The sequence below is a fragment of the Psychroserpens damuponensis genome (assembly GCF_000826655.1).
In the GTDB taxonomy this organism is placed as follows: Bacteria; Bacteroidota; Bacteroidia; order Flavobacteriales; family Flavobacteriaceae; genus Psychroserpens; species Psychroserpens damuponensis.
On record NZ_JXJO01000010.1, the window covers coordinates 79,231 to 102,764 of the forward strand.

Sequence of the window (23,534 nt, forward strand, 5' to 3'; positions counted from 1 at the left end):
GCTTTGAAAAGGAGAAATAAAGACCTGTCAGGTTTTAAAAATATGCTAGGTCTAATAAGTTTTTTGTAGCTTTGAGTTTCTAATAAATTCATACCATGTCAGACCAAAAACGCTTATTTCTAGTTGATGCCTACGCACTAATTTTTCGTGGATATTACGCCTTTATAAAAAATCCAAGAATCAACTCTAAAGGAGAAGACACCTCAGCAATCATGGGTTTTATGAATTCACTTTTAGACGTTATTAAACGAGAACGACCAGATCATTTAGCCGTGTGTTTTGATAAAGGTGGTAGTGCCGATCGTGTAGAGATGTTTGAAGCTTACAAAGCCAACAGAGACGAAACACCAGAAGGAATTAAAACCGCTGTCCCATACATCTACGAAATCTTAAAAGCCATGCACATTCCAATCATGGTAAAAGAAGGTTTTGAAGCCGATGATGTTATTGGAACCTTAGCTAAAAAAGCCGAAAAAGAAGGTTATAAAACCTATATGGTGACTCCAGATAAGGATTTCGCACAATTGGTTTCAGAAAACATTTTCATGTACAGACCTGTATTTGGTGGTGGCTATGAAACTTGGGGAATCCCAGAAGTAAAAGCTAAATTTGAGGTTAATGATCCCTTACAAGTCATTGATTATTTAGGTATGATGGGAGACGCAAGTGACAATATTCCAGGCTTACCAGGTGTTGGACCAAAGACGGCTAAGAAATTTTTAGCAGCTTATGGTTCTATGGAAGGTTTACTGGCCAATACACATGAACTTAAAGGCAAAATGAAAGAAAAGGTTGAAGCTAATGGAGAATTGGGTTTACTTTCAAAAAAATTGGCCACAATTATGCTCGACGTTCCTGTAGAGTTTGATGCTAAAGATTTTGAAATGTCTGAACCTGATATTCCTAAAGTTACAGAAATTTTTCAGGACTTAGAATTTAGACGCTTAATAGATAATTTCTTAAAAACATTTTCTTCGGAAACCTCAACTACCCAACCAACCGTTGCTAAAACAGAAAACAATAAACCTAAAGTAACACCAAAAGAAGCAGAAAACGCAGGAGCAGGACAATTTTCATTATTTGGAGCTTCACCTTCAGGTAGTGCAACTACTCAAACCACAAACGAGTTTACTCGTAAAACCATAGAAAACACATCGCATTTTTATCAAAGTGTTGCGCCAGGAATGGCTACAACCTTATTTGTAAAAAACCTATTGAATCAAACTTCAGTGTGTTTTGATACAGAAACTACGGGATTAAATCCGTTGACCGCAGAACTCGTTGGTATCGCATTTTCATGGGAAGCCGGAAAAGGATTTTATGTCCCATTTCCGGAGAAAAAAGAAGACGCTCAAAAACTCATAGACATATTGCGACCATTTTTTGAAAACGAGCAGATTGAGAAAATTGGTCAGAATTTAAAATACGACATTAAAGTCCTTGCAAAATACAACGTAGAGGTTAAAGGTAAACTGTTTGATACCATGTTGGCGCACTATTTAATTAATGCAGATATGCGACACAATATGGACGTGTTGGCAGAAACCTACCTCAACTACACACCTGTATCTATCACAGAGTTGATTGGCAAAAAAGGAAAAAACCAACTCTCAATGCGAGACGTTCCCGTAGATAAACAAACCGAATATGCTGTAGAGGACGCAGACATTACCTTACAATTAAAACAGCATTTTACGGCAGAATTAGGTGAAGCCAACACCCAAAAATTATTTGATGATATTGAAGTGCCTTTATTGCGCGTGCTTGCTGCCATGGAATTGGAAGGTATTAATTTAGACAAAGCCTTTTTAAATTCACTATCGGCAGATTTAGAGACCGATATTACCAATTTAAAAGCCAAAATTTTTGAGGTGGCAGGTGAAGAATTCAATATTGCCTCACCAAAGCAATTGGGTATTATTTTATTTGAAAAGTTAAACCTCGTAGATAAGCCTAAAAAAACCAAAACAGGACAGTACAAAACAGGAGAAGATATTTTATCGGCTTTAGCCAAAGAGCATGAAATTATTAGAAATATTTTAGAATATCGTGGGCTCGCCAAATTAAAAAGCACGTATGTTGATGCTTTACCTCTTCAAGTGGAAGAAGCAACAAATCGTGTGCACACAGATTATATGCAAACTGTTGCTGCCACAGGACGTTTGAGTAGTAATAACCCAAATTTACAAAACATCCCAATACGTACCGAACGTGGTCGACAGGTACGAAAAGCATTCATACCAAGAAATGATGATTACACTTTACTTGCTGCAGATTACTCTCAAATAGAACTGCGTATCATTGCTGCTTTAAGCCAAGAGGAAACCATGATAGAGGCGTTTAAAAATGGGGAAGATATTCATGCTTCAACGGCTTCAAAAGTGTTTGGAGTGCCAATTTCCGAAGTGACAAGAGCACAACGTAGTAATGCCAAAACCGTCAACTTTGGGATTATTTATGGTGTGTCTGCCTTTGGATTGAGTAACCAAACCGATTTATCGCGTGGTGAAGCCAAAGAATTGATTGATACGTATTACGAAACCTACCCAAAACTAAAAGCCTATATGAGTGAGCAAGTCGATTTTGCACGCGATCATGGATATGTAAAAACGGTTTTAGACAGACGTCGTTACCTAAAAGACATTAATTCTCGTAATGCTGTGGTGCGTGGAGCCGCAGAGCGAAATGCTGTAAATGCGCCAATACAAGGTAGTGCTGCCGATATTATTAAAATTGCCATGATTAATATTTATAATAAATTATCCCTCGGAAATTTTAAAACGAAGATGCTCTTACAAGTGCATGATGAATTGGTGTTTGATGTGTACAAACCAGAACTTGAGGAAATGAAAGCCTTGATTAAAACTGAAATGGAAAATGCCTTTGTGATGGATGTGCCGTTAGATGTTGAGGTTGGTGTTGGTCGTGATTGGTTGGAGGCGCATTAGGAAACCTTTTATTATATTGTCAAACAAACACATAACAATTTATGTCTAATACTTACCTAAACTACATTTCAGACGAACATCTTTTAAATTGTATTGAGAACCTATACAATTCATATGAAAGAGCTAAAGCGAATATTAGTAAATCAAAATTTTACAAAAATAAAATTGATACGATTAAGTTAACTTTTGATTCCAAATTCAATGATTTAGATGAGGAAACTTTAATTAAAACTGAGATTAATCGCCAAATTGATAAATCTATTAATAACTCCATTGGAACTTTTCATGAGGAAATACTTGGAGGTGTTAATGGTTATGAAATAGGAAAACTTAGTGGATTTGATATAAAAGCGATTGATGACACTTTATTTGCAGATATAAAAAATAAGCATAATACGATGAACAGTAGTTCATCTGAAAGTCTTTTTCAAAAATTAGCGACTTATGCGGATAATTACAAAAAGGCAAAGTGTTATTGGGTTCAAATTTTAGCAAAAGGAAGTTTTTGTGAAAAATGGTTCGGAGAAATAAATGGAAAAGAATATAGTCACAGTAGAGTATATAAAATATCTGGAGACAAATTTTATGAATTAATTACAGGAAATGAAAAGGCATTATTCGAATTATATTCTGTTCTACCAAAGGTTATTAGTGATTTCCTTCAAACCAAAGATGCTAAAAAAGGAAATAAAGATTCTGCATTGAAAGAAATTACTGAAAGTGCAAATGAGAGCAAGCGTTCTATTCTCAACGAAATTACTTTTGAAAATTACAGCTATTATTTAGGGTTCGATAAGCTAGAATAGTAATCATTCAAAAACTTAACAATAGAATAACCAATTTCTTTACCCAAATTACAAGGCACTGCGTTTCCTATTTGTTTGTATTGTTGAGAAATTGAACCCATAAACTTCCATTCATCTGGAAATGTTTGAATTCGAGCATATTCACGAACTGTAAAAGGTCGTGTTTCATCTGGATGACATCTTTCTGTTTGCTTCTGTGCAGGACTACAAGTTAGAGTTAAACTTGGTTCATCCCAACCAATACGTCTTGCCATTCCTGTTTTCCCTCCTCCTAAATAAAAACTTTTACCCATATATTCCTTTTGAATATCCAAAGGCAAATTTCTCCAATAACCTCTTGGTGGTACTAAATCTAAAACTTCTTTTTTATGTTTCGGATATTTTGAACCTTCAGACTTAGGAACGTCAGAATCATATAACTTCCCTTTTTTTAATGCATCAGACAAATTATAAATAGTTTGATAAGGTTTTGGGTATTCGTATTTAATATCTATATCTTTTCTAATACCAACTAAAATTATTCTTTCTCTCTTTTGTGGCACTTTATAATTAATAGCTTTTAAAACTTGAACAGGAACAACATTATAGCCAATTTCGTCAAGAATTGACAACATTCCTTTTAAAGTTTCACCCTTTTCATGTGAGCGTAAGCCTTTAACATTTTCTCCAATACAAATTGGTGGTTTAACCTCTTTTACTGCACGAGCAAATTCGTAAAATAAAGTTCCTCTTGCATCTTCTAAACCTAATTTCTTTCCTGCATAACTAAAAGCTTGACAAGGAAAACCGCCTGTAACGATATCAACTTCTCCATTAAATTTTTGAAAGTTAAAAGTTTTAATATCTCCTTCCAAAACATTCCAATTAGGACGGTTTTCTCTCAACGTTTGGCAAGCCCATTTATCTATTTCATTTAAAGCAGCACATTTTATCCCAGCTTTTTCAAGACCAATTGCTAAGCCACCAGCTCCAGCAAATAGTTCTAAAACTTTAAATTCTCTAATTGGTTTTTCAGAATTATCAACGACTTCTTCAAGATTATCAAATAATGGTTTTATTAGATTATTAACATCTTCTTTTTTGTATATTCGATACTTACTTATTGGCTCTCTTAAAGCTGGAAGTTTTCCATCTTTATCCCATCTTCGTAAAGTATCAGTAGTTTTACCTAATAATTCAGCAGCTTCAGAAATAGAATAATAATTTTTAATAACCATGTTATGCAACCTTACTTATTGGTTACAAATTTATGAAAGAAATATTAATTTTTAATTAAAATTTGAAAATTTTTATTTTCATTAAATTAGCAAGGCATTTATTAAAACAAATCATGATCACCATACTTTAAATAGTAATCTAACTGTGCAGTTTGAACATCATCAACTTCTAAATCTTCAACCAAAGCATAACTAATTGGAGGAATTTTTAAACCTGAATTACCTAATTGTAACTTAGCTATCGATATACCAAGACCGTTATCTTCTAGGTATTCAACAATCACATATAATTTTTCTAAATTCTCACACTCTTTTCGTGTCTGAAATTTCGCTATTTGACCTCTTCTACTTGGTTTCATAATATTATTGTTTATATGTTTTTACAAAAATACCAGTTAAACAAATGGTAGTCAACATACAATGTGTAGCATTTTAATTTCTTTAAGGCATTCTAATGAGTTTTGACAAACAACCATCACTTCACCCAATCAAGTCAAAACATTACCCATTCAAGTCAAACTAAAAAATCATTAATTACTAATTTGTGATAAATCAAAAACACACATTATGATCATCACAAAACTATTAGGACTAACAAGTACGTTGACCAAAAGTAAGAAAGCCAAAATTGCTATTTTACTATTAGAAGTTGGTATTCTGGCCTATGCTTTAAAGACCAATAACGATGAGAAATCTAAAAACAAACAACTAGAAAAGTAAATTTAACTTTTTCTCGCTTTAAAATACTCCATGCATTTAATTGCAGGATTTGTTTTTCGATTTTTAAAAGCATGTGTAAAACTGCTCAATATTAAAATGGCAGCAGCACCTATTGCTGTATAAGCTACAGTCGTATTACCATCGCTATTAGCTACGTAAATTGCTATTAAAGCCCAAGCACCTACGAGTGCAAACTCACGCATGTTACGTGTCCAGGTGATTATTAAATTTATGATCATAGCGATAATAAGGAGTGTAACAGTCCAAAACGTTGGAGACCATCCAAAACCATCCCAATTATATTTTACTAAAACCGCTGAAACGTTTGCAATACTTGCAACCGTAACCCAACCGCTATAAAACACAAACGGCCACCATAAAAATACAATCACAGAAATGGGTTCGTCTACCAATTCCATGCGGTTTTTAATCACAATTTGAATTAAAGAAAATAGCAGCATAAAAATAAAGACAGAGGACAACAGCGTATAACCATAAATCCAGGTGATAATCCATAATATATTAGCAACACAAGACCATACAAACCACCAACCTGTTTTAAGTACAAAAGCATCGTCTCTAACATTTACAAATAGGCTTCGACCTTGATAAATAACAAATCCTAAGACTAGTATATAAATAATTCCCCAAATAGAAAAGGCATAGCCTGCTGGTGTAAATAAAGTATTGTATTGCTTAGAGACTTCACCAATGGTTGTGTTATTTAACACACCTGTGTTAGAAACATAGTTCATGATGATAACGCAAACAAATGCAACAACGTTGGCTAATTGTAGTAGTTTTTTCATAATAGTAATATAAAAAAAATATTACGACTTCACATATGATGCGAGCATATAACTGAGATTTCTACTCTGTTTTCTTTCTAACAGTTCTTACTGCCAAGGCAATCACTGCAACAGCAAGTAGTAGTATCAACACAAACCAATATGAACTTGAGTCCGTATTGTGTATTGCACTATCATCTCCATAAACTACAAAACCAGCCCAATAATAAGGGTGTTTAAATTTTGGATTGTCAATGTTAGTTAAATACTCTTGTTTTGCGAGTTGTAACGCAACCGATTTTGTTTTACCGTCTTTTAAATGTTTATAGAAAGAAATCATAATTTCGCTCGTTGTAGCATCTGGCACTTCCCATAAACTAGCTACTGCTGCTTTGGCTCCAGAGAAATTAAAAGCACGATGTAAAGACACCATACTTAAAGAACCATCTTCTTTTCCTACTGCTGTATTACAGGCGCTCAAAACGGCTAAATCTACTGGTATATTTAAGCCATAAAGCTCTTCTAAAAATAATTTCTCGTCATTTGAGAAATTAAAATAACTAAATACAGGCTCATCGTTATCTAATGACGCATGCATAGCAAGATGTAAAATATTGTCTTTAGACTTATGAGTTATAAAATTCTCTTTTGTTGCAGTGTTACCAATAAAAGCGTCCGAATCAAAAAGCGTTTCGAGCACTTTGGCTTCCTTTTGCGCTCCTTCTAAAAATACCGAACTGTTTCTAGTCACCAAGTGTGTTTCGCCTTTAGGATATTCTGGTGCAAAAATCGTCGCCTTGGCTTTGGTATTGGTGTTTTCTTCGCTTTCAAAAAATGCAAATCTTAAATGTGAGGAATAATGAATGGCTTTGTCTTGTATTAAATACTTAGAGTTATAGCTTAACGTTTCAAACGGTAAACTGTAAATAGGTGTATCTGGAACAATGGTTAACGAGTTATATTTTAAAGCTTTCTTCGGAATTAATAATGTTGTAAGCTCTGGGTTTAACTCGAACTGACTATTTGGGTTTTTGAGATACTCCAAATGCGCATTGAGTAAATTTTTTGTAGCCTTAGTCCAAGGTTTCAATTCCCATTCAATGGCATCTTTAGTAATTTGAAAAACGACAAACTGATCGTAAAAGAATAAATATTTTAAAACGATTTCATCTGCACCTAATAGTTTTTGAAAAAAAGTGATGTCAAAATTACTCTGTGTAAAATCTGAAATCGTTGGAAATTTAGCATTAACATGGTCTTTATAATCTTGAAGTACACGTTTTAAAGAGTCTTCTTGTTTCTGGTTACGCTCTTGCTTCACCTTAACAATTTGCTTTCTAATTTGAAATTCTATGTGTTCTAGCGAATCAATAATTGGTAATTTCACAACATCTCTACTCTGGCTAAAGGCTTGCCAGGCCAAACGATTGCTTATATTTTCAAGATTAGAAACAAAGGTCTGCTTGTCTTTAAAATTATTCTTATTGAGCTCTAATCTACACTCTATGATTCTGTTATACAACAACTTATTTCCAATGCTTAAGTTTAAATCTTTATGATTTTCAACAAATTCATTATACGCAAGGTTATTTAAAATTCGTGCTTTCTTAATAGCAACGGAGTCTTGATTAAAATGTGTAAACAACATATAACTCATTCGGTCTATTTGCTCACAGTCATTCGGGAATTGATGTCGCGATTCAAAATTTTTAAAGTTGTCTTGAAGCGCTTCTTCAGCATTATGAATAAATTTCAAGGTTTTAGAATAATAATGCAATGCAGAATCTAATTGTTTTGCTCTAGCATACATATCACCTTTAAATTCATAGAGGTCATTAAGGTGAAAACTGTTACTGTTATAGGTGGTTTTTATACTATCAATGAGCACAATAGCTTGTTGGGTTTGGCCCATTTCATTTAAAACATTGGCTTTAAATCTTAAATATTCGGTAACATTTCTATCAGGTTCATTTGCAATTTCTGAAAGTCTAATTGCTTTATTAATGAGTATTAGAGAACGGTCTAAATCTTCAAATTCTTTGTGAAAATCAGCCACATAATACAAAGCTCCTATATAAAGCGATAGGTTAGAAAACTGACTTCGCATTTTAGGATGTTGTAATGATTCAGTCGTATCAAAAACAGAATCTAGCTTTGATAAATTGAATTCAATATTTGCGCTTAACGGAATCACCTCACTAACATAAGCACTAGTTTTTTCCTTTAAATTTAAAGCTTCGTTATAGCTTAGTATTAAACTTGACCTATAGTAACGCATCCAACCATATCGCATGGCTTCATCAGTTTCATTGCTAATTGGTTCTAACTTTTGTTTAATTTTTTCAACCTCAATGGCAGCTTTATCATAGAAACCTAGAGCAGAATAGATTCTAAATTTTCTTTGATAAAGCCACGTATATCTACTGGCTCTAATATAATCGTAATCATCGAGTAGTTGCTCTGCCTTTTTTGCTACTGAAAGCGCTTTTTTATATCGTCGTAAACTATAATATCTAGTGAGCAAGTCGTATAAAATATTATAATTGGTATTAATAACACCTGGACTTTTTTCACTTGGAATGTATTGTAAAGCGGCTTCAAAACCCTCAATAGACTCAAAATAATTAGCAAATTTATTGTTCGCATAACCAATGTAAGCCGTAATTCTTGCAAAAGTTATACTGTCTTGAGCATTTTTTAGCTCAATTGCTTTTGCCACTTCACTTAAATCGATAATAGCTTTATAATCTTTAGTTTTATAAAGTTTTCCTTGCAAAGCATAAATACTATCAAGCGCATTAGCTTTGGGGTTTTCTTGCGCATAAACGCAAGAATAGAGTAATAACAAAAGTACTACAACAGACTTAAATTTAATTTTGAAAACAAACAATGACTTCGTGTTTTAAAGTTTAAGACCTCACACTTAAACCATTAAGAATAAGTAATAATACTATTTTTTTTGTTTTTATGCTAAAACTTAAATCCTAAACAAAATGTGAATCATGCATTACAGCTTATAAATTACAAACTGAAAATCTGTTGGTGTATATGAATTGTTGTCAGAATCGTAAGTAATCACTAACAAATCGTTATTCGCTGAAAACTCGAAAGATGCCGTTCTAGGCAGCAAAGAACGCGGTGTAATTGAACACACTGTATTTGCAGATGTTAAATTCTCATCATTTACCGATATCGTAAAAATGGCTGCATCTAAACTTGCCGTAAAATTTCCTGTACCATTGATTATGGTTCCATCATCGTTAATGGTTCCATAGGCAATGGGTACTAAATTAGCATTACCTGTTGATGGCCTTTGTAGTTCTCCATTAATTTTAGAATCACCGTTCTCATTAACCTCAAATATGGTGACTCCTTCTCCAGATCTAATTGCAAATTGCGAATCCTCATCATCATTATTATCTAAACGTATAAAAATATCATCATTACTTAACATAAAAATATCACTACTAGAATATAGAGGGTCTGAAGACATAATACCATTATCTCCTACGGAATCACTTCCTGAACCTCCCAAAATTAGATCGACACCATGTGATAAGCTACTCGCTTCTGCAGTGGCATTGAACTTTAAAGTTTGAGTATCAAACTCACCATAAATTAGTGGGTTTTCGGTAGAAGAATTAGCGATGTATAAAGTGTTACTACCTGTTTCATATCTGCCTGCATCATAACCTAAAGCAACATTTCCGGAGCCAGAAGTATTACTAGAGAGTGAATTATTTCCAATGGCTGTATTGCTATTTCCTGTATTGTCGTGAAGCGCAGAATATCCTACAGCTGTATTTGCATAACCAATAGTAAGTTGAGAAAGCGCATCGACTCCAACACCAACATTAGTAAGACCATCTGAAATTGATGCTTGTGCACCTGCATTATTTCCTAAAAAAACAGAAGTACCTGCAGTGGTTCTAGCATCAGAAAGATCATTTATACTCACATTACTGTTCAATGTTATATTATCTATATAAGTTTTTACAGCTTGTTCTGTAGGTACTGCCAAATCACTATTACCCGTAAGTGTTCCATCTGTAGAAAACTCATTAATACTTGTTCCTACCGACAATTGTAAGTTGTTACCAATTTCTAAATCGTTTACTATTGAAACTGTTCCGGTATTTTTATTTTGGATATTATTGCCAGCAGATTTCCATTGATTATCAGCACTAGTTAGCGCAAAGGGCACTGCAACAAATTCTGAAGTACCAACTTCTAACCCATTTAAACTTATGGTTAAAAAAGAAGCCTCTGTGCCCCAACTTAACGTATCATAGTTACCACTAACCAAAGTTCCATCTCCAATTTGTAAATTAAAAAGTCCGTTACCGTCTGTTGTAACAGCATGATTCTCTATATAACTTGCTGTTGCGTTAGCATTACCAAATTTTAGTGCTATTTGTATATTCAATGAGCTATTTGCCATTGCAGCACCTTGATCGTCACTTGCAACTCCCTGATAATTTATATGGTTCTTTTGAAATTCTTGAGCGTAGGTTAGTATAGAAACTAAGCACAAAAAAATAATGGTTACGTTTTGTTTAGCTTTCATCGTTATTGTTTTATGATTTTAAATGTTTTATTAATTTGATTATCATTAAAATAAAGTTGCACTAGATAAACCCCTTTAGAGAAATCGCCCATATAAAATCTCGATTTAGAACTCCTAAGTATTTCGCTAAGTATTTTTTTTCCAGTGACATCATAAATTGTCAAAGTAACCTTGGTAGCATCTTCTAAATCAATGTTTAAGGTTTCAACAACCGGATTTGGATACACCTTTATGTAATGATCTGTTACAAATGTGCTAGTAGATAAGGTGGCTGTATTTGTAATGCCTGCTAAAAACCCTTGATTAATGGTTATAGCGTTCATTTTTGGCCCAATAATAGCTTCACCTACCGTATTAGTAATTTGATAATTAGAATTACTAACACTATTACCCATCGAAGCGATCACCTGTTTGTTAACGCTTTGCGCATTCAAAGTCATCATCACAGGTATTAGAGATACTAATGTTATAATTGATTTCATCTATTTTAAATTTTATAGTATTGAGCAATTTCAATGGCAATAGCTTTCGTTTCTTTTCCAGTATTTGTTGTACGACCTCGATTTGGTGGCGTAATATTATACATCACACCTCCTTTTAAAATTTGTAACTGAAACATATTACCAATAAAAACAGCTCTGTCTCCTAAACCTTCAACTTCCTGATATAATGAAGGGTTGCGCTCTGGATTATATTGCCAAAATGGATCTTCCATGTTATTGATATTAGCAGCAACCAAGCCTTCCCAAAATTCATACTCTTTTTCGCCATAAAACAACTTTACTTTACAACCCAAAATCCCACCAGAACCATCATCAATTGGTTCTATTTCTATTTTTTTACCGTCAGGATTATACTTTAAAATTAAATCTTCAGGAAAATCATTGCATAGTTTCTCCTTTATTGACGCTATATTTATAGCCTTTGTTTTCGACTGAGACGCTAATGCTGGTTCGTCTCCTAAATTAATATCGTTTTTAGTTTCCTTATTCTGGCCACATGAAGTAACCATTAAAACCGTAAGTAATAACAGTTGTATATTCTTTATAATTTTCATTGAAGTCTAATTTTATCTTATGAATCTTGAAGCCTTAGCCATGGCGATAGCCACACTTTTATAATCTCTATTTTTTGCTACTTCAGCTTTATTTAAACTGTTTTTTATAGGATAAATAGATAAGTTGTACCCTTTAAATTTAATTTTAAGCTCCACCTTTTTTTGATTCCAAACAGCTGCCATTCCCATATCTTTAATCCATTCCGAAGATTTAGATATGGACTTATTTAGAGCCCAAGCCTCCTCCCACTCTTCGCCATTACCAACAGCTTTAGCAATCTCGTAAGCAGTATCATTCTTTTTAATTTCAGGTTGAATACTCATTGACCCTCTTAACCACTCAAAATCATTATCACCTGTTTTTATGTAAAACATACATGAAGGTGGCGAATTTGGTTGTCTTCTATCCGTTTTGGTAATGTCATTAATAACAATTTTATCTTCTGAAACGTTATACATCGACGCTATGTCTTTTGCAGAAATAGATTCGCAAGCACTCATATCTTCCGAATAATTAATAAGATTACCTTTGAAATTTTTATTGACAAAACTCGTGTCAGTCATTTGTGAAACATCTACGACTTTTTTATCTCCATTGCATGAGATTAATAGCACTGTAAACAGTATAGCATATAATAATTGTTGTAATTTCATCTGTAATTTTTAATTGATTAATAATCGTTTTGTAATTGTAGAATGCTGAGTTGTAACTTCAATTAAATACACTCCTCTTGAAAATGCAGAAGTATCAACAAAACATTCAGAAAGTTGTAATTGAGATGCAGACACAATTAATTTGCCTGTAAGATCAAATATGTTGTAGCTATCTATAAATTCATTAGAAGTGATAGTCACATTATCTTTTGCAGGATTAGGAAATAGCTTTATTTCATTGGGTACATGTGCTATACTCTCTAAAGATAACACCGAAGTATCTTCAACATTAAGCACAAAATTATCCTCTTGATTTTGAATTGACGCTCTTCCTGATTCAGACGTTTCTAACCAAATTTCTAAATAGTATGTTTGACCTGCATTCAAATTATTTATTTGCAGTTCATCTGCTGCACAATCCAAAGAACTCATTGCGCTGCAATTATCGTAAATAGCAATTTTACCAGTTAAAAGTGGTGCGTTAATGGTCATCGTTACACTCCCAGAAGTTGGAGCAATAAATTGATACCAAACATCTAAAATGGTAATACCAGATTCTTGACAATTAGGGTTGTTACTTACGTTTTCTGTAGCATTTTGAGTTGTTCCTATTGTATCTTGTCCTAAAGTAATAGAAACAGCGTCTACACAATCATTATTCTCTGGCATACAGCTTGTACTATAATACGTTTGAGAATCTAACCACGTCCATGTATTGGTACTAAATACGACATCATCGACTTGAACACATGTTAAATCTGGATTATATAGTATATCAAACTTACTACCGGTATTCATGAGTGTATTTGCTCCATTTTGAACATTTAAACTCACCAAATCATTAGATTTTAATCTGAGCTTTGATAGATTAGTCTGATTGGTAACATCCAAAAACCTTAAATTATTATACGCTAAATCAATATCCTCTAACGCAGTAGCAGTGTTTAAAATAACGGTCTCGATATTGCAATTATTAGCATTTAAATCGGTTAATGACACTAAACCATTTAAATCTAAAGTTTCAAAAGTATTAAATTGACACTCTAATATGTCGAGTACACTAGAATTTGAAAAATCGACAGAACTCAATTCATTTGAACCACAATCAAGCCATGTTAAAGAGGACACAACAGGCAAAATCAAAGTTGTAAGCGCATTTGAATTACAATGCAATTGCTCTAAATTTGAGAGCGCACTAACATCAAGTTGGGTAAGATTATTATTAAAAACCGACAACCACTCTAATTGCACATTATTAGAAAGATCAACTGTTGTTAGCAAATTATGATCTAAGTCAAGCTCTTCTAAACTGGTGAAATTCTCAATTCCGGTGAGATCTGAAATGTTTTTTGCAGTGAGATCTAAAACAGAAGAACCCGTAACTGCTGCAGAAAGGTTCACTTGCCCATCAATAGCGTTTGTTGGTGATGTTGTATCAATCCCTAAATCAATTAGAGCTTGTTCAAAATTTGTATCTGGTACATTAAAATTTTGAGAGAAACAAAATACTGGTATCAGCAAAATAAATGGTAGTAGAATTTTATTCATAATCATTAGATTTTAAATTTGGGTTAAAACATCTTTTTATAATCCTTTGGATTGATAGTCTTCTGGATATTATCATGTATTGCAATGGTTTCGCTTTTCATATTACCATCTTTAGATGTAATCATATATTCCATAATATGCCCTTGAAGCACCTCATCATTTTGAACAAACCAATTAGGCAAATTAATTTCTGGTGCCACCCAAAGCGTCATTGTAACATCACTGTCTGACATCACATACTCATAACATGTAGCCCCTAAAACCATTTTTGTTTCCCCTGTTTTCTTAATTTTTGAATAATCGTAATTCGTCATCTGATCTGTAGGGTTTTGCATGTCTTGTCCACCCATCATATTTTGTGACATTTGCATTTTCATACCCTGAGTATCAACAAAAATGTGAGAATTACCACTATCCATAACGATTATAGATTCACCTGCCATCTCTTCATTAGAGTACGTACTCATATCAACCATTAGTCCCATATAGTTTTCATTAGGGTTTAATAAATAAGACATATAGAAGGTTTCATTAGCATCATCCATGTTAGTCACCTTCACCTTAGATTCGACATTAAATTGATATACTCCTGGAACTGCCGTTATTGAAGTTTCGTGATTTCCCGCACCACTCCATACGTTGTCATTCGTTTCTTCCTTATCAGAAATAGATGTTTGATTAAAAAACTCAGGACTCTTGGCATCAATACCACCTTGAATTGTAGATTCAAAATAGGCTTCTGTATAGGTTTCCGAAGAAGGGCTTTGCCTTTTAATTTTTCTTAAACTTACTTTTCCTTCAAACGTAATTTGAATATCACCTTCGGTTAGCACATCTATAGTCACCTGTCCTTTAGACACATTATAGCTTTGATAATTATCTGAAACTGCTTTTCTATAATCGTCTCCATTATCTTCATAATGCAACAAATCTGGATCGTAAGATAATTTGAGCGTAGCCTCCTCAGGGATTTTAAAACTTCGCTTTATATTATCTTGACCCGATTTAATATCGTGTCTTAAATTGTCTTCAGTAGGTATAGTAAGTACAAATCCATCATGAATATCAGCATCGTGAGACCACCAAGATCCATTAATACGCCATTCTGAATTGGTTTGTGTTGCTTTTATTTTTCCTACTTCGGAAATTTGAACAGCTCCAAATGTGTTAGAATGTGTAAGAATAACATCGCCATAATCCACATTTAGATCTGAGTTTTCTATTGATTTTTTAGTCTCTTCGGAAGATTTCGGTGTATCCTTTTTATTTTCAGATGAGACATCATCAATAGTTTTATCGATGGTTTTATCAATGGTCTCTTCGGCTTTTCGTTCTAATTTTCTTTCAACTTTATTTTTTAGCTTTTTTAATAATTGCGCTTCAACAGGCTGAACAGCAAAAAATAGCATAAATACTATAACATATTTTAAAAGTGTTTTCATTGATTTTATAAATTGATTACACCTTTAGTTCTTGTAACTTTAGAAACATTAACAAAAACTTTAAAAAAAATTATATTTGTTTTTTTGTTAATGTTTACATCTTCTAGATCACTAAATGAAAAACACGCTTAGCGACAACGATTTACAAATACGACTCAGAGCAGATGATAAGAAGGCTCTAGAAGAAGTGTATCTATGTTATAAGCACGAATTTTTAAACTACGCCAAACGCTATGACATAGAAACTTTTGATGTTTTAGATATATATCAAGACTCAATTATTGCTTTGCATCAAAATTTTGTAACGTCGCAGTTAGAATTAAAAAGTAGTACCATTAAGACGTATCTTTTTGGTATTGGAAAAAATAAAATATTTAAAAAATTAAAAGAGAACCAACGCTTACTTAGAGTAGAAGTTGAAAACGATGAGTATACTGAAATTGATATCGAACAAGATTTACCCTCTAAAAACCAATTGGCTTTAGCTATAAAATTGAGTAAACTATCAGAAACCTGTAAGCAGGTGCTAAATTTATTTTATTACAGAAATCTAACTATTGAAGATATTGTGAATTTAACCCATTATAAAGATGCTAATACTGTTAGAAGTCATAAATCGAGATGCCTAAAACATTTAAAATCTTTATTTAAAGTGAACTAATGGATACCGAACAACTCATACAAGATTATATAGCACATAGATTGTCAGATGATGATCAGGCTAAAGTTGTCCGTTTATTGGAAACAGATGCAGAATTTAAAGCAGAATTTCAATCTTATAAAGACATGTCTGTAGCATTTAAAATTTCAGAAGCACAATCATTAAAAAAGCATTTTCAACAATTAGACACCCAAGAAAATCCTCATAAAAAATCAAATTTTAATCGCTATTTATATCTCGCGATTGCTAGTATTATTGTGTTCGGTTTATTTTATAACTTATTGAGTACACCTTCTGGTGATCAATTGTTTAATTCGTATTTTGATCATGCACAAAACACCTATCAACCAATTACAAGAACATCAGGAAATAATATCAAAAATGTTGCTTTTGTAGCTTATGAAAATGGCAATTTCAAAACCGCAGAAAATGAATTTAAAACGTTATTACAAACATCTAAAAACCCTAGTATTCGTTTCTATTACGCCTCATCTTTGCTCAATCAAGCAAAATACGAACTGGCATTAGAGCAGTTTAAAATTTTAAATCAAATTGATTTTGATTACACTAACGAATCGCTTTGGTACACTGCATTAATCTATGTAAAACATGAAGATTATGAAAATGCTAAAGCACAATTAAATACATTGAATACAAGAGCATCTACTTTTAAAGCTAAAGACAGAAAAGCGCTTTTAAAATATCTAGAAGACTAATCTATACAAGGAATTAACGTCGACGTTTCTTAGGTTTACGTTTCTTTTTAAACCTCACCTTATCCTCTGGTTTCCGTTGATTAAAAGGTACAGCATCATTAAACGTATTTTTAGCTTCACCGTTTGGCTTGTTTTTACGCCATTTTTCGGTTTTCTCAGGAAGTAAAACCTTTAATAAATCTTGACGTCCAACTTTATTTAATGTCTTTTTAATCCAAGCTTTATTTTCATCTTTATACCAAAAGAAAAATCGGTGTTGTTCATCTTTTTCTTTTCTAGTTTTTGGCGTATTTACTTTTTTAAGTGTGTAAGGATGGTAACCACTATAATAAATCACAGTAGCAACCGTCATAGGTGTTGGTGTAAACCCTTGCACTTGCTCTAATTGGAAACCCATATCTTTAGTTTCAGCAGCAAGATTTGCCATATCTTCAACTTCACAAGCAGGATGATTAGATATAAAATAAGGAATCAATTGTAGTTTTAAACCCTTTTTAATATTAATCTTATCAAAACGTTCTTTAAACTTATGAAAGTATTTAAACGACGGTTTTCGCATCAATTTTAAAACAGGATCACTCGTATGTTCTGGAGCTACTTTTAAACGACCAGACACATGTTTGGTCATTACTTCTTCAGTATAATCGTCTAATTCTTTAGGATCGGCATTTTTATTAAACTCTGGCACGAGCATATCATGTCTAATACCAGAACCTATAAACGATTTTTTAACCTTGGGATGGCTATCTACAGCTTGATACAATTCGGTTAACGGCTTGTGAGACGTATCTAAATTACTACAAATTACTGGCGAAATACAACTAGGTGCCACACACTTATCACAAATAGACTGTACTTTACCTTTCATTTGATACATGTTGGCACTCGGTCCACCAATGTCACTCAAATAGCCTTTAAAATCTGGCATATTAGCAACCTTATCAACTTCTTTTAAAATAGACTCCTGACTACGAGACGCTATAAATTTTCCTTGATGTGCCGATATTGTACAAAAGCTACAACCACCAAAACAACCTCTGTGAATGTTTATAGAAGTCTTAATCATCTCATAAGCTGGTATTGGTCCACGCTTATTATATTTTGGATGTGGTAATCGTGTGTATGGCAAATCAAAAGAAGCATCAATTTCAGCTTCTGTCATGGTTGGATATGGCGGATTAATCATCAACGTCCTATCGCCTACCTTTTGAAAAATGCGTCGTGCAGCCAATTTATTAGATTCCTGCTCTATCACCTTAAAGTTAGAAGCATATTTTTTCTTATCACTCAAACACACCTCGTGAGATGCGATTTCCACATCTACCCAATTCGCATTTTTAGGGATTTTTTCATCTTCATTTAAAAGCACAGCAGTTTGCAACACCGTATTTATACTATTAAAAGGCACACCTTTTTCTAGCAAACGCACAATTTCTCGTAAAGGTTGTTCACCCATTCCATAAACCAACATATCTGCTTTAGAGGTTTCTAAAATAGTTGGCATAAGCTTATCACTCCAATAATCATAATGGGTAACACGACGTAAAGAGCCTTCAATACCTCCAATTAACACAGGTGTATTTGGCCACTTTTCTTTTAAAATATTAGAATACACACTAGATGCATAATCTGGTCTAAACCCAATATCACCATTTGGTGTATACGCATCTTTGTCTCTTCGTTTTTTATTAGCATTATAATTACTAATCATAGGGTCCATACAACCACCAGTCACACCAAAAAACAATCTTGGCTTCCCTAATTTCACAAAATCCTGAAGATTATCTGTTACACTCGGTTGCGGTACAATCGCAACTTTCAAACCCATACTTTCCAACAAACGGCCAATAACCGCAGGACCAAACGTTGGATGATCTACATAAGCGTCTCCACTAAATAATATCACATCTAGCTCTTGCCAACCGCGAATTTTCACCTCTTTGTTTGTGGTAGGTAACCAATCAGAAAGTCTTAATTCTTCTTGCATAACTCTGCAAAAGTAGTTAAAAATGAGGTGCCTTTCATAATAGTGTTAATTTTTTGGGCGTTACCACACTCACACCTACAAGGTTTTCAAAACCTTGCAGGATCGCTTAGGTCGCGCTTTCCATTGCAAGTCCTCGTTCGTGCCTCACTGTGGGCTTTTCATTGCAATCGCTAACGCAGTAAGCAGAAATGAAAAATAATATTGAGTTAAATATAAAACATGAAAAAAATTCTTGACTTGATTTTGAATTATTGGTTCGTTTATTTGTCTATACTTATTTTATGGAGTTCATGATATGCTGCGCAATTTGTTTCAATACAAATACAATGCATTCATGAATACCTATTTAATAAAATAGAAAACCAAAATGAGCATAAACAAAAAAAGATGGATTTATTTATGTGAAAAAATTATCTTTTTTTAAAACAATACTATATCAATAAGTGAGATTCTTCGCTTTGCTCTTAATAACAAAGAACACTACAAATCAAGAGCCTTGACACTTTCAATTCTATTACGCTCTAAAAACGCATCAATAGTTTCAAAATGCTCAATCACACGCTGATTTTTAAATTCAAAAACTTTATTAGATAACCCTTGTAAAAAATCACGATCGTGAGAAACTAAAACAAGTGTACCATCAAAACTTTGTAGCGCTTCTTTTAACACATCTTTAGACTTCAAATCTAAGTGATTGGTTGGCTCATCTAGAATAAGTAAGTTCACAGGCTCTAACAATAACTTCACCATAGCTAATCTGGTTTTTTCTCCACCAGACAACACACTTACTTTTTTATCTATCTCATCACCTTTAAACATAAAGCGACCCAATATATTTTTAATTTGAGTTCTCACATCACCTTTGGCAACCTCATCGACCGTTTGAAAAATGGTTAAATCATCATCTAGCAATGCGGCTTGATTTTGAGCAAAATAGCCAACCTTTACATTATGACCCAAAGCACAAGTACCCTCTACATCAATTTCACCTAAGATGGCTTTTATCATAGTTGATTTTCCTTCTCCATTTCGCCCTACAAAACACACTTTCTCTCCTCTTGCTATAGACATATTAGCATTTTTAAACACCACATGCTCATCATACGATTTAGAAACATCCTTGACCGTTACAGGATAATCACCCGAGCGTTGTGTTGGAGGAAATCTCAATTTCAATGCAGATGTATCTACATCATCAATTTCTATAATTTGTAATTTCTCAAGCATACGCTCACGAGACGACACTTGATTTGTTTTAGAATATGTGCCTTTAAATCGGTCAATAAATGCTTGATTGTCGGCAATAAATTTTTGTTGCTCCTGGTACGCTTTTATTTGATGCGCTCGTCTGTCCTCTCTCAACTGCAAGTAATGCGAATATTTTGCTTTATAATCATAAATACGACCCATTGTGACTTCAATAGTTCGATTGGTAATATTATCAATAAAAGCACGATCGTGAGAAATTACAACAACAGCATTGGCTTTATTTACCAAAAAGTCTTCTAACCAAATCACAGATTCTATATCAATATGATTGGTTGGCTCATCCAGTAAAATCAAATCTGGTTTTTGTAGTAAAATTTTTGCCAATTCAATTCGCATGCGGTAACCACCCGAAAACTCATTGGTTTGTCTTGTAAAATCTTCTTGTTTAAACCCTAAACCTTTTAAAGCCTTTTCAACTTCGGCATCATAGTTTACATCCTCTAAGGCATAATACTTTTCACCTAAATCTGAAACACGCTCTATAATTTTCATATAGTCGTCACTCTCATAATCTGTTCTCGTTTCGAGCTGTTTGTTGAGGTCTTCCATTTCATCACGCATGTCAAACACATGACTAAATGCTTTTGAGGTTTCATCAAAAACAGTTGTATTATCTTCAGTCAATAAATGCTGTGGTAAATAAGCGATAATAGCATCTTTTGGTGTTCTCACGTTTCCGCGAGTTGCATTTTGAACACCTGCAATAATTTTCATCATGGTGGATTTACCTGCACCATTCTTACCCATTAGCGCAATTTTATCATCGGTATTAATTGTAAAAGACACATCACTAAACAAGGTGTGGCCACTAAATTCTACTGCTAAATTATCTACTGAAATCATAATCAATTATTAAGATTGCAAAACTAACAAAAGTGACATTTAGTTTTACTCAAATACTATAAATTATAAATTATTTTGGAAGTTGATATTCATGAAGTAAACCCAGAAATATAGTTTACGCCATACAAAACATTTAAAACAAAGCAAAAGCAAGCCATCTTATTTGCTTGGCTGCTATACGGTGTTTACTAGAATTACTTAAAGTTAGACAAACACTGTAACCTGCTTTATTTCAACAGGAACACATAAAAAAGGCACAATTTTTAAAGCGCCTTAAAATTATGATCATTTAGTATTTGGTAATCAAATATATAATCGTAAATTTGCAAACTCTTTTCGAGAGAGAAAGTTTAACCGTCTGTCGTGTACAGGCAACTAATATTAATAAGTGTGGACACATTAAGCTACAAAACGATTTCAGCAAACAAAGCTACTGTTAATAAAGAGTGGGTTTTAGTTGACGCTGCAGATCAAACGCTAGGTCGTTTATGCTCTAAAGTAGCAATACTTTTAAGAGGTAAACACAAGACTAACTTCACACCACATGTTGATTGTGGAGATAACGTTATTGTTATCAATGCAGAAAAAATCAACTTATCAGGAAACAAGTGGAATGACAAAACGTACATTCGTCACACAGGTTATCCAGGTGGTCAAAGAAGTTTAACTGCGACTGAATTGTTTGGAAAAGATCCAGCAAGAATCGTAGAAAAATCAGTAAAAGGAATGCTCCCTAAAAACAAATTAGGTGCAGATTTATTCCGTAATTTAAATGTTGTTGTAGGTTCTGAGCACAAACATGAAGCTCAAAAACCTAAAACAATAGACTTAAACAAAGTTAACTAATGGAAGTAATTCACAAAATCGGTCGTAGAAAGACGGCTGTTGCTCGTGTGTACCTTGCTGAAGGAAAAGGCAAGATCACGGTAAACAAAAAAGACATGACGGATTATTTTACGACTGCAACATTGCAGTATAAAGTAAACCAACCTTTAGTCATGACTAACAACGATGGCAACTTTGATATTACAGTAAACGTTTTTGGTGGTGGTATTACAGGCCAAGCAGAAGCGATTCGTTTAGCATTATCTCGCGCAATGTGTGAGGTTGATGCAGAACACAGACTAATATTAAAGCCAGAAGGATTATTAACTAGAGACCCTCGTATGGTTGAACGTAAAAAGTTTGGTCAAAAGAAGGCAAGGAAAAAGTTCCAATTCTCGAAACGTTAATCCTATTCCTTTTTATTATTCTGAATGTTCTTCGGAATATAAAAAAATTTCAAAGCTGTTCTGGTCAAAGATCAGAACAGCTTTTATTACAAATGCGAGAATCCTAAAGTATTAGAATTTCCGTAGCGATTAAAAAAATCCTGAAACGAGTTCAGGTACAGTTTAGCATCTAAATGATTAAGGCGAGCAAAAGCAACCACTTAGTCATTGCTAATTTAACAGAACGTAAACGATTACAACATGAAACAAGTAGAAGTTAAAGACTTACTAGAAGCAGGTGTACACTTTGGTCACCTTACAAGAAAATGGGATCCAAACATGGCGCCTTACATTTATATGGAGCGTAATGGGATCCATATTATCAACCTTTACAAAACCCAAGCAAAAATTCAAGAAACTGGAGAAGCATTAAGTAAAATTGCTGCCTCTGGAAAGAAAATCTTGTTTGTTGCTACAAAAAAACAAGCTAAAGACATCGTTGCTGAAAAAGCAGGAAATGTAAACATGCCTTACATTACAGAAAGATGGCCTGGTGGAATGTTAACCAACTTCGTAACAATTAGAAAAGCTGTTAAAAAAATGGCTATGATTGATCGTATGAAGAAAGACGGTACATTCAACTCGCTTTCTAAAAAGGAACGTTTACAAGTAGATCGTCAAAGAGCAAAATTAGAAAAGAATTTAGGTTCTATCTCTGATATGACACGTTTACCTGGAGCATTATTTGTTGTAGATATCAAACGTGAGCACATTGCTATTAAAGAAGCACAGAAATTAAAAATTCCAATCTTTGCAATGGTAGATACAAATTCTGACCCTCGTGAAGTTGATTACTTAATTCCTTCTAATGATGATGCTTCTAAATCTATTGAATGCATTATGTCTGCAGTAGAATCTGCAGTAGCAGGTGGATTAGCCGAAAGAAAATCAGAAAAAGCTGAAAAAGACGCTAAAAGTGAGAAATCACCTGCAGCTAAAAAAGAAGTAAAAGCTGAGAAAAAAGCTGAACCTAAAGCTAAAGTAGCAGCACCAGTTGCAACTAACGAAGAAGAATAAATTAACAATTATACAATATAGAA

At 33.4% G+C, this 23,534-nt stretch carries 20 protein-coding genes; 8 read left to right on the top strand and 12 right to left on the bottom strand.

All coding sequences use genetic code 11. From position 1 onward, the window contains the following. Positions 1 to 95: 95 nt before the first annotated feature. Positions 96 to 2,948 (top strand): DNA polymerase I, encoded by a 2,853-nt coding sequence (polA, locus tag TD29_RS04645; RefSeq protein WP_040279246.1) that lies wholly within the window; start codon positions 96 to 98, stop codon positions 2,946 to 2,948. 41 nt (positions 2,949 to 2,989) lie between these two features. Further along, complete coding sequence (locus TD29_RS04650; RefSeq protein ID WP_040279247.1) at positions 2,990 to 3,754, top strand: Eco47II family restriction endonuclease; 765 nt, start codon at positions 2,990 to 2,992, stop codon at positions 3,752 to 3,754. Here the strand turns inward: TD29_RS04650 and dcm are convergent. Next, positions 3,727 to 4,971: a DNA (cytosine-5-)-methyltransferase gene (dcm, locus tag TD29_RS04655; protein ID WP_040279248.1), complete on the bottom strand. Its 1,245-nt coding sequence runs from the start codon at positions 4,969 to 4,971 to the stop codon at positions 3,727 to 3,729. The genes TD29_RS04650 and dcm overlap by 28 nt on opposite strands. Positions 4,972 to 5,072: 101 nt before the next feature. Continuing rightward, a complete protein-coding gene (locus tag TD29_RS04660; RefSeq protein WP_040279250.1) occupies positions 5,073 to 5,330 on the bottom strand; it encodes a hypothetical protein in 258 nt (85 codons plus the stop codon). Between the two features lie 208 nt (positions 5,331 to 5,538). Between TD29_RS04660 and TD29_RS18460 the strand changes: the two genes are divergently transcribed. Then, complete coding sequence (locus TD29_RS18460) at positions 5,539 to 5,691, top strand: hypothetical protein (RefSeq protein ID WP_161792597.1); 153 nt, start codon at positions 5,539 to 5,541, stop codon at positions 5,689 to 5,691. A gap of 2 nt (positions 5,692 to 5,693) precedes the next feature. Here the strand turns inward: TD29_RS18460 and TD29_RS04665 are convergent, their stop codons facing one another. From TD29_RS04665 to TD29_RS04700, 8 genes are all read right to left on the bottom strand, one after another. Further along, a complete protein-coding gene (locus tag TD29_RS04665; RefSeq protein ID WP_040279252.1) occupies positions 5,694 to 6,500 on the bottom strand; it encodes a hypothetical protein in 807 nt (268 codons plus the stop codon). Positions 6,501 to 6,561: 61 nt separating this feature from the next. Next, positions 6,562 to 9,369 carry a CHAT domain-containing protein gene (locus TD29_RS04670; protein WP_152611464.1) on the bottom strand — a complete coding sequence of 936 codons (2,808 nt, stop codon included), beginning with the start codon at positions 9,367 to 9,369 and terminating at the stop codon, positions 6,562 to 6,564. 117 nt (positions 9,370 to 9,486) lie between these two features. Further along, positions 9,487 to 11,046, bottom strand: coding sequence for a hypothetical protein (locus tag TD29_RS04675; protein ID WP_040279254.1), 1,560 nt, complete (start codon positions 11,044 to 11,046; stop codon positions 9,487 to 9,489). A 2-nt stretch (positions 11,047 to 11,048) separates the two neighbouring features. Continuing rightward, positions 11,049 to 11,528 carry a T9SS type A sorting domain-containing protein gene (locus tag TD29_RS04680; RefSeq protein ID WP_084203389.1) on the bottom strand — a complete coding sequence of 160 codons (480 nt, stop codon included), beginning with the start codon at positions 11,526 to 11,528 and terminating at the stop codon, positions 11,049 to 11,051. 5 nt (positions 11,529 to 11,533) lie between these two features. After that, complete coding sequence (locus TD29_RS04685; RefSeq protein ID WP_152611465.1) at positions 11,534 to 12,103, bottom strand: hypothetical protein; 570 nt, start codon at positions 12,101 to 12,103, stop codon at positions 11,534 to 11,536. Positions 12,104 to 12,115: 12 nt separating this feature from the next. Next, a complete protein-coding gene (locus tag TD29_RS04690) occupies positions 12,116 to 12,757 on the bottom strand; it encodes a hypothetical protein (protein ID WP_040279259.1) in 642 nt (213 codons plus the stop codon). A 9-nt stretch (positions 12,758 to 12,766) separates the two neighbouring features. Further along, entirely contained in the window at positions 12,767 to 14,305 is a 1,539-nt protein-coding gene (locus TD29_RS04695; RefSeq protein WP_161792598.1) for a T9SS type A sorting domain-containing protein, read from the bottom strand. Positions 14,306 to 14,328: 23 nt separating this feature from the next. Continuing rightward, on the bottom strand, positions 14,329 to 15,747 hold the full coding sequence (locus TD29_RS04700) for a hypothetical protein (protein ID WP_040279263.1): 1,419 nt from the start codon (positions 15,745 to 15,747) through the stop codon (positions 14,329 to 14,331). A 115-nt stretch (positions 15,748 to 15,862) separates the two neighbouring features. On the opposite strand from TD29_RS04700, the gene TD29_RS04705 reads away from it, so the two are divergent. Next, positions 15,863 to 16,408 carry an RNA polymerase sigma factor gene (locus TD29_RS04705; protein WP_040279264.1) on the top strand — a complete coding sequence of 182 codons (546 nt, stop codon included), beginning with the start codon at positions 15,863 to 15,865 and terminating at the stop codon, positions 16,406 to 16,408. Further along, complete coding sequence (locus TD29_RS04710; protein WP_040279265.1) at positions 16,408 to 17,124, top strand: tetratricopeptide repeat protein; 717 nt, start codon at positions 16,408 to 16,410, stop codon at positions 17,122 to 17,124. The genes TD29_RS04705 and TD29_RS04710 overlap by 1 nt, the downstream gene beginning before the upstream one ends. 13 nt (positions 17,125 to 17,137) lie before the next feature. Here TD29_RS04710 and TD29_RS04715 read toward each other — a convergent pair whose 3' ends face one another. Beyond that, the gene (locus TD29_RS04715) at positions 17,138 to 19,111 is read right to left on the bottom strand and encodes a YgiQ family radical SAM protein (RefSeq protein ID WP_040279266.1); all 1,974 of its coding nucleotides are present in this window, start codon (positions 19,109 to 19,111) and stop codon (positions 17,138 to 17,140) included. A 480-nt stretch (positions 19,112 to 19,591) separates the two neighbouring features. Next, positions 19,592 to 21,223 (bottom strand): ABC-F family ATP-binding cassette domain-containing protein, encoded by a 1,632-nt coding sequence (locus TD29_RS04720; RefSeq protein ID WP_040279267.1) that lies wholly within the window; start codon positions 21,221 to 21,223, stop codon positions 19,592 to 19,594. A 390-nt stretch (positions 21,224 to 21,613) separates the two neighbouring features. Between TD29_RS04720 and rplM the strand changes: the two genes are divergently transcribed. The 3 genes from rplM to rpsB all read left to right on the top strand — a co-directional run bounded on the left by rplM (position 21,614) and on the right by rpsB (position 23,511). Then, a complete protein-coding gene (rplM, locus tag TD29_RS04725) occupies positions 21,614 to 22,069 on the top strand; it encodes a 50S ribosomal protein L13 (protein WP_040279269.1) in 456 nt (151 codons plus the stop codon). After that, positions 22,069 to 22,455: a 30S ribosomal protein S9 gene (gene rpsI, locus TD29_RS04730; protein ID WP_040279270.1), complete on the top strand. Its 387-nt coding sequence runs from the start codon at positions 22,069 to 22,071 to the stop codon at positions 22,453 to 22,455. Before rplM ends, rpsI begins: the two co-directional genes overlap by 1 nt. A gap of 240 nt (positions 22,456 to 22,695) precedes the next feature. Beyond that, positions 22,696 to 23,511 (top strand): 30S ribosomal protein S2, encoded by an 816-nt coding sequence (rpsB, locus tag TD29_RS04735; protein ID WP_040279272.1) that lies wholly within the window; start codon positions 22,696 to 22,698, stop codon positions 23,509 to 23,511. Positions 23,512 to 23,534: the final 23 nt, after the last annotated feature.

Bases quoted from the DNA above. Each gene is read 5' to 3' on its own strand.
- polA (WP_040279246.1), top strand. From the start codon at position 96: ATGTCAGACCAAAAACGCTTATTTCTAGTTGATGCCTACGCACTAATT.
- TD29_RS04650 (WP_040279247.1), top strand. From the start codon at position 2,990: ATGTCTAATACTTACCTAAACTACATTTCAGACGAACATCTTTTAAAT.
- dcm (WP_040279248.1), bottom strand. From the start codon at position 4,971: ATGGTTATTAAAAATTATTATTCTATTTCTGAAGCTGCTGAATTATTA.
- TD29_RS04660 (WP_040279250.1), bottom strand. From the start codon at position 5,330: ATGAAACCAAGTAGAAGAGGTCAAATAGCGAAATTTCAGACACGAAAA.
- TD29_RS18460 (WP_161792597.1), top strand. From the start codon at position 5,539: ATGATCATCACAAAACTATTAGGACTAACAAGTACGTTGACCAAAAGT.
- TD29_RS04665 (WP_040279252.1), bottom strand. From the start codon at position 6,500: ATGAAAAAACTACTACAATTAGCCAACGTTGTTGCATTTGTTTGCGTT.
- TD29_RS04675 (WP_040279254.1), bottom strand. From the start codon at position 11,046: ATGAAAGCTAAACAAAACGTAACCATTATTTTTTTGTGCTTAGTTTCT.
- TD29_RS04680 (WP_084203389.1), bottom strand. From the start codon at position 11,528: ATGAAATCAATTATAACATTAGTATCTCTAATACCTGTGATGATGACT.
- TD29_RS04685 (WP_152611465.1), bottom strand. From the start codon at position 12,103: ATGAAAATTATAAAGAATATACAACTGTTATTACTTACGGTTTTAATG.
- TD29_RS04690 (WP_040279259.1), bottom strand. From the start codon at position 12,757: ATGAAATTACAACAATTATTATATGCTATACTGTTTACAGTGCTATTA.
- TD29_RS04695 (WP_161792598.1), bottom strand. From the start codon at position 14,305: ATGAATAAAATTCTACTACCATTTATTTTGCTGATACCAGTATTTTGT.
- TD29_RS04700 (WP_040279263.1), bottom strand. From the start codon at position 15,747: ATGAAAACACTTTTAAAATATGTTATAGTATTTATGCTATTTTTTGCT.
- TD29_RS04705 (WP_040279264.1), top strand. From the start codon at position 15,863: ATGAAAAACACGCTTAGCGACAACGATTTACAAATACGACTCAGAGCA.
- TD29_RS04710 (WP_040279265.1), top strand. From the start codon at position 16,408: ATGGATACCGAACAACTCATACAAGATTATATAGCACATAGATTGTCA.
- TD29_RS04715 (WP_040279266.1), bottom strand. From the start codon at position 19,111: ATGCAAGAAGAATTAAGACTTTCTGATTGGTTACCTACCACAAACAAA.
- TD29_RS04720 (WP_040279267.1), bottom strand. From the start codon at position 21,223: ATGATTTCAGTAGATAATTTAGCAGTAGAATTTAGTGGCCACACCTTG.
- rpsI (WP_040279270.1), top strand. From the start codon at position 22,069: ATGGAAGTAATTCACAAAATCGGTCGTAGAAAGACGGCTGTTGCTCGT.
- rpsB (WP_040279272.1), top strand. From the start codon at position 22,696: ATGAAACAAGTAGAAGTTAAAGACTTACTAGAAGCAGGTGTACACTTT.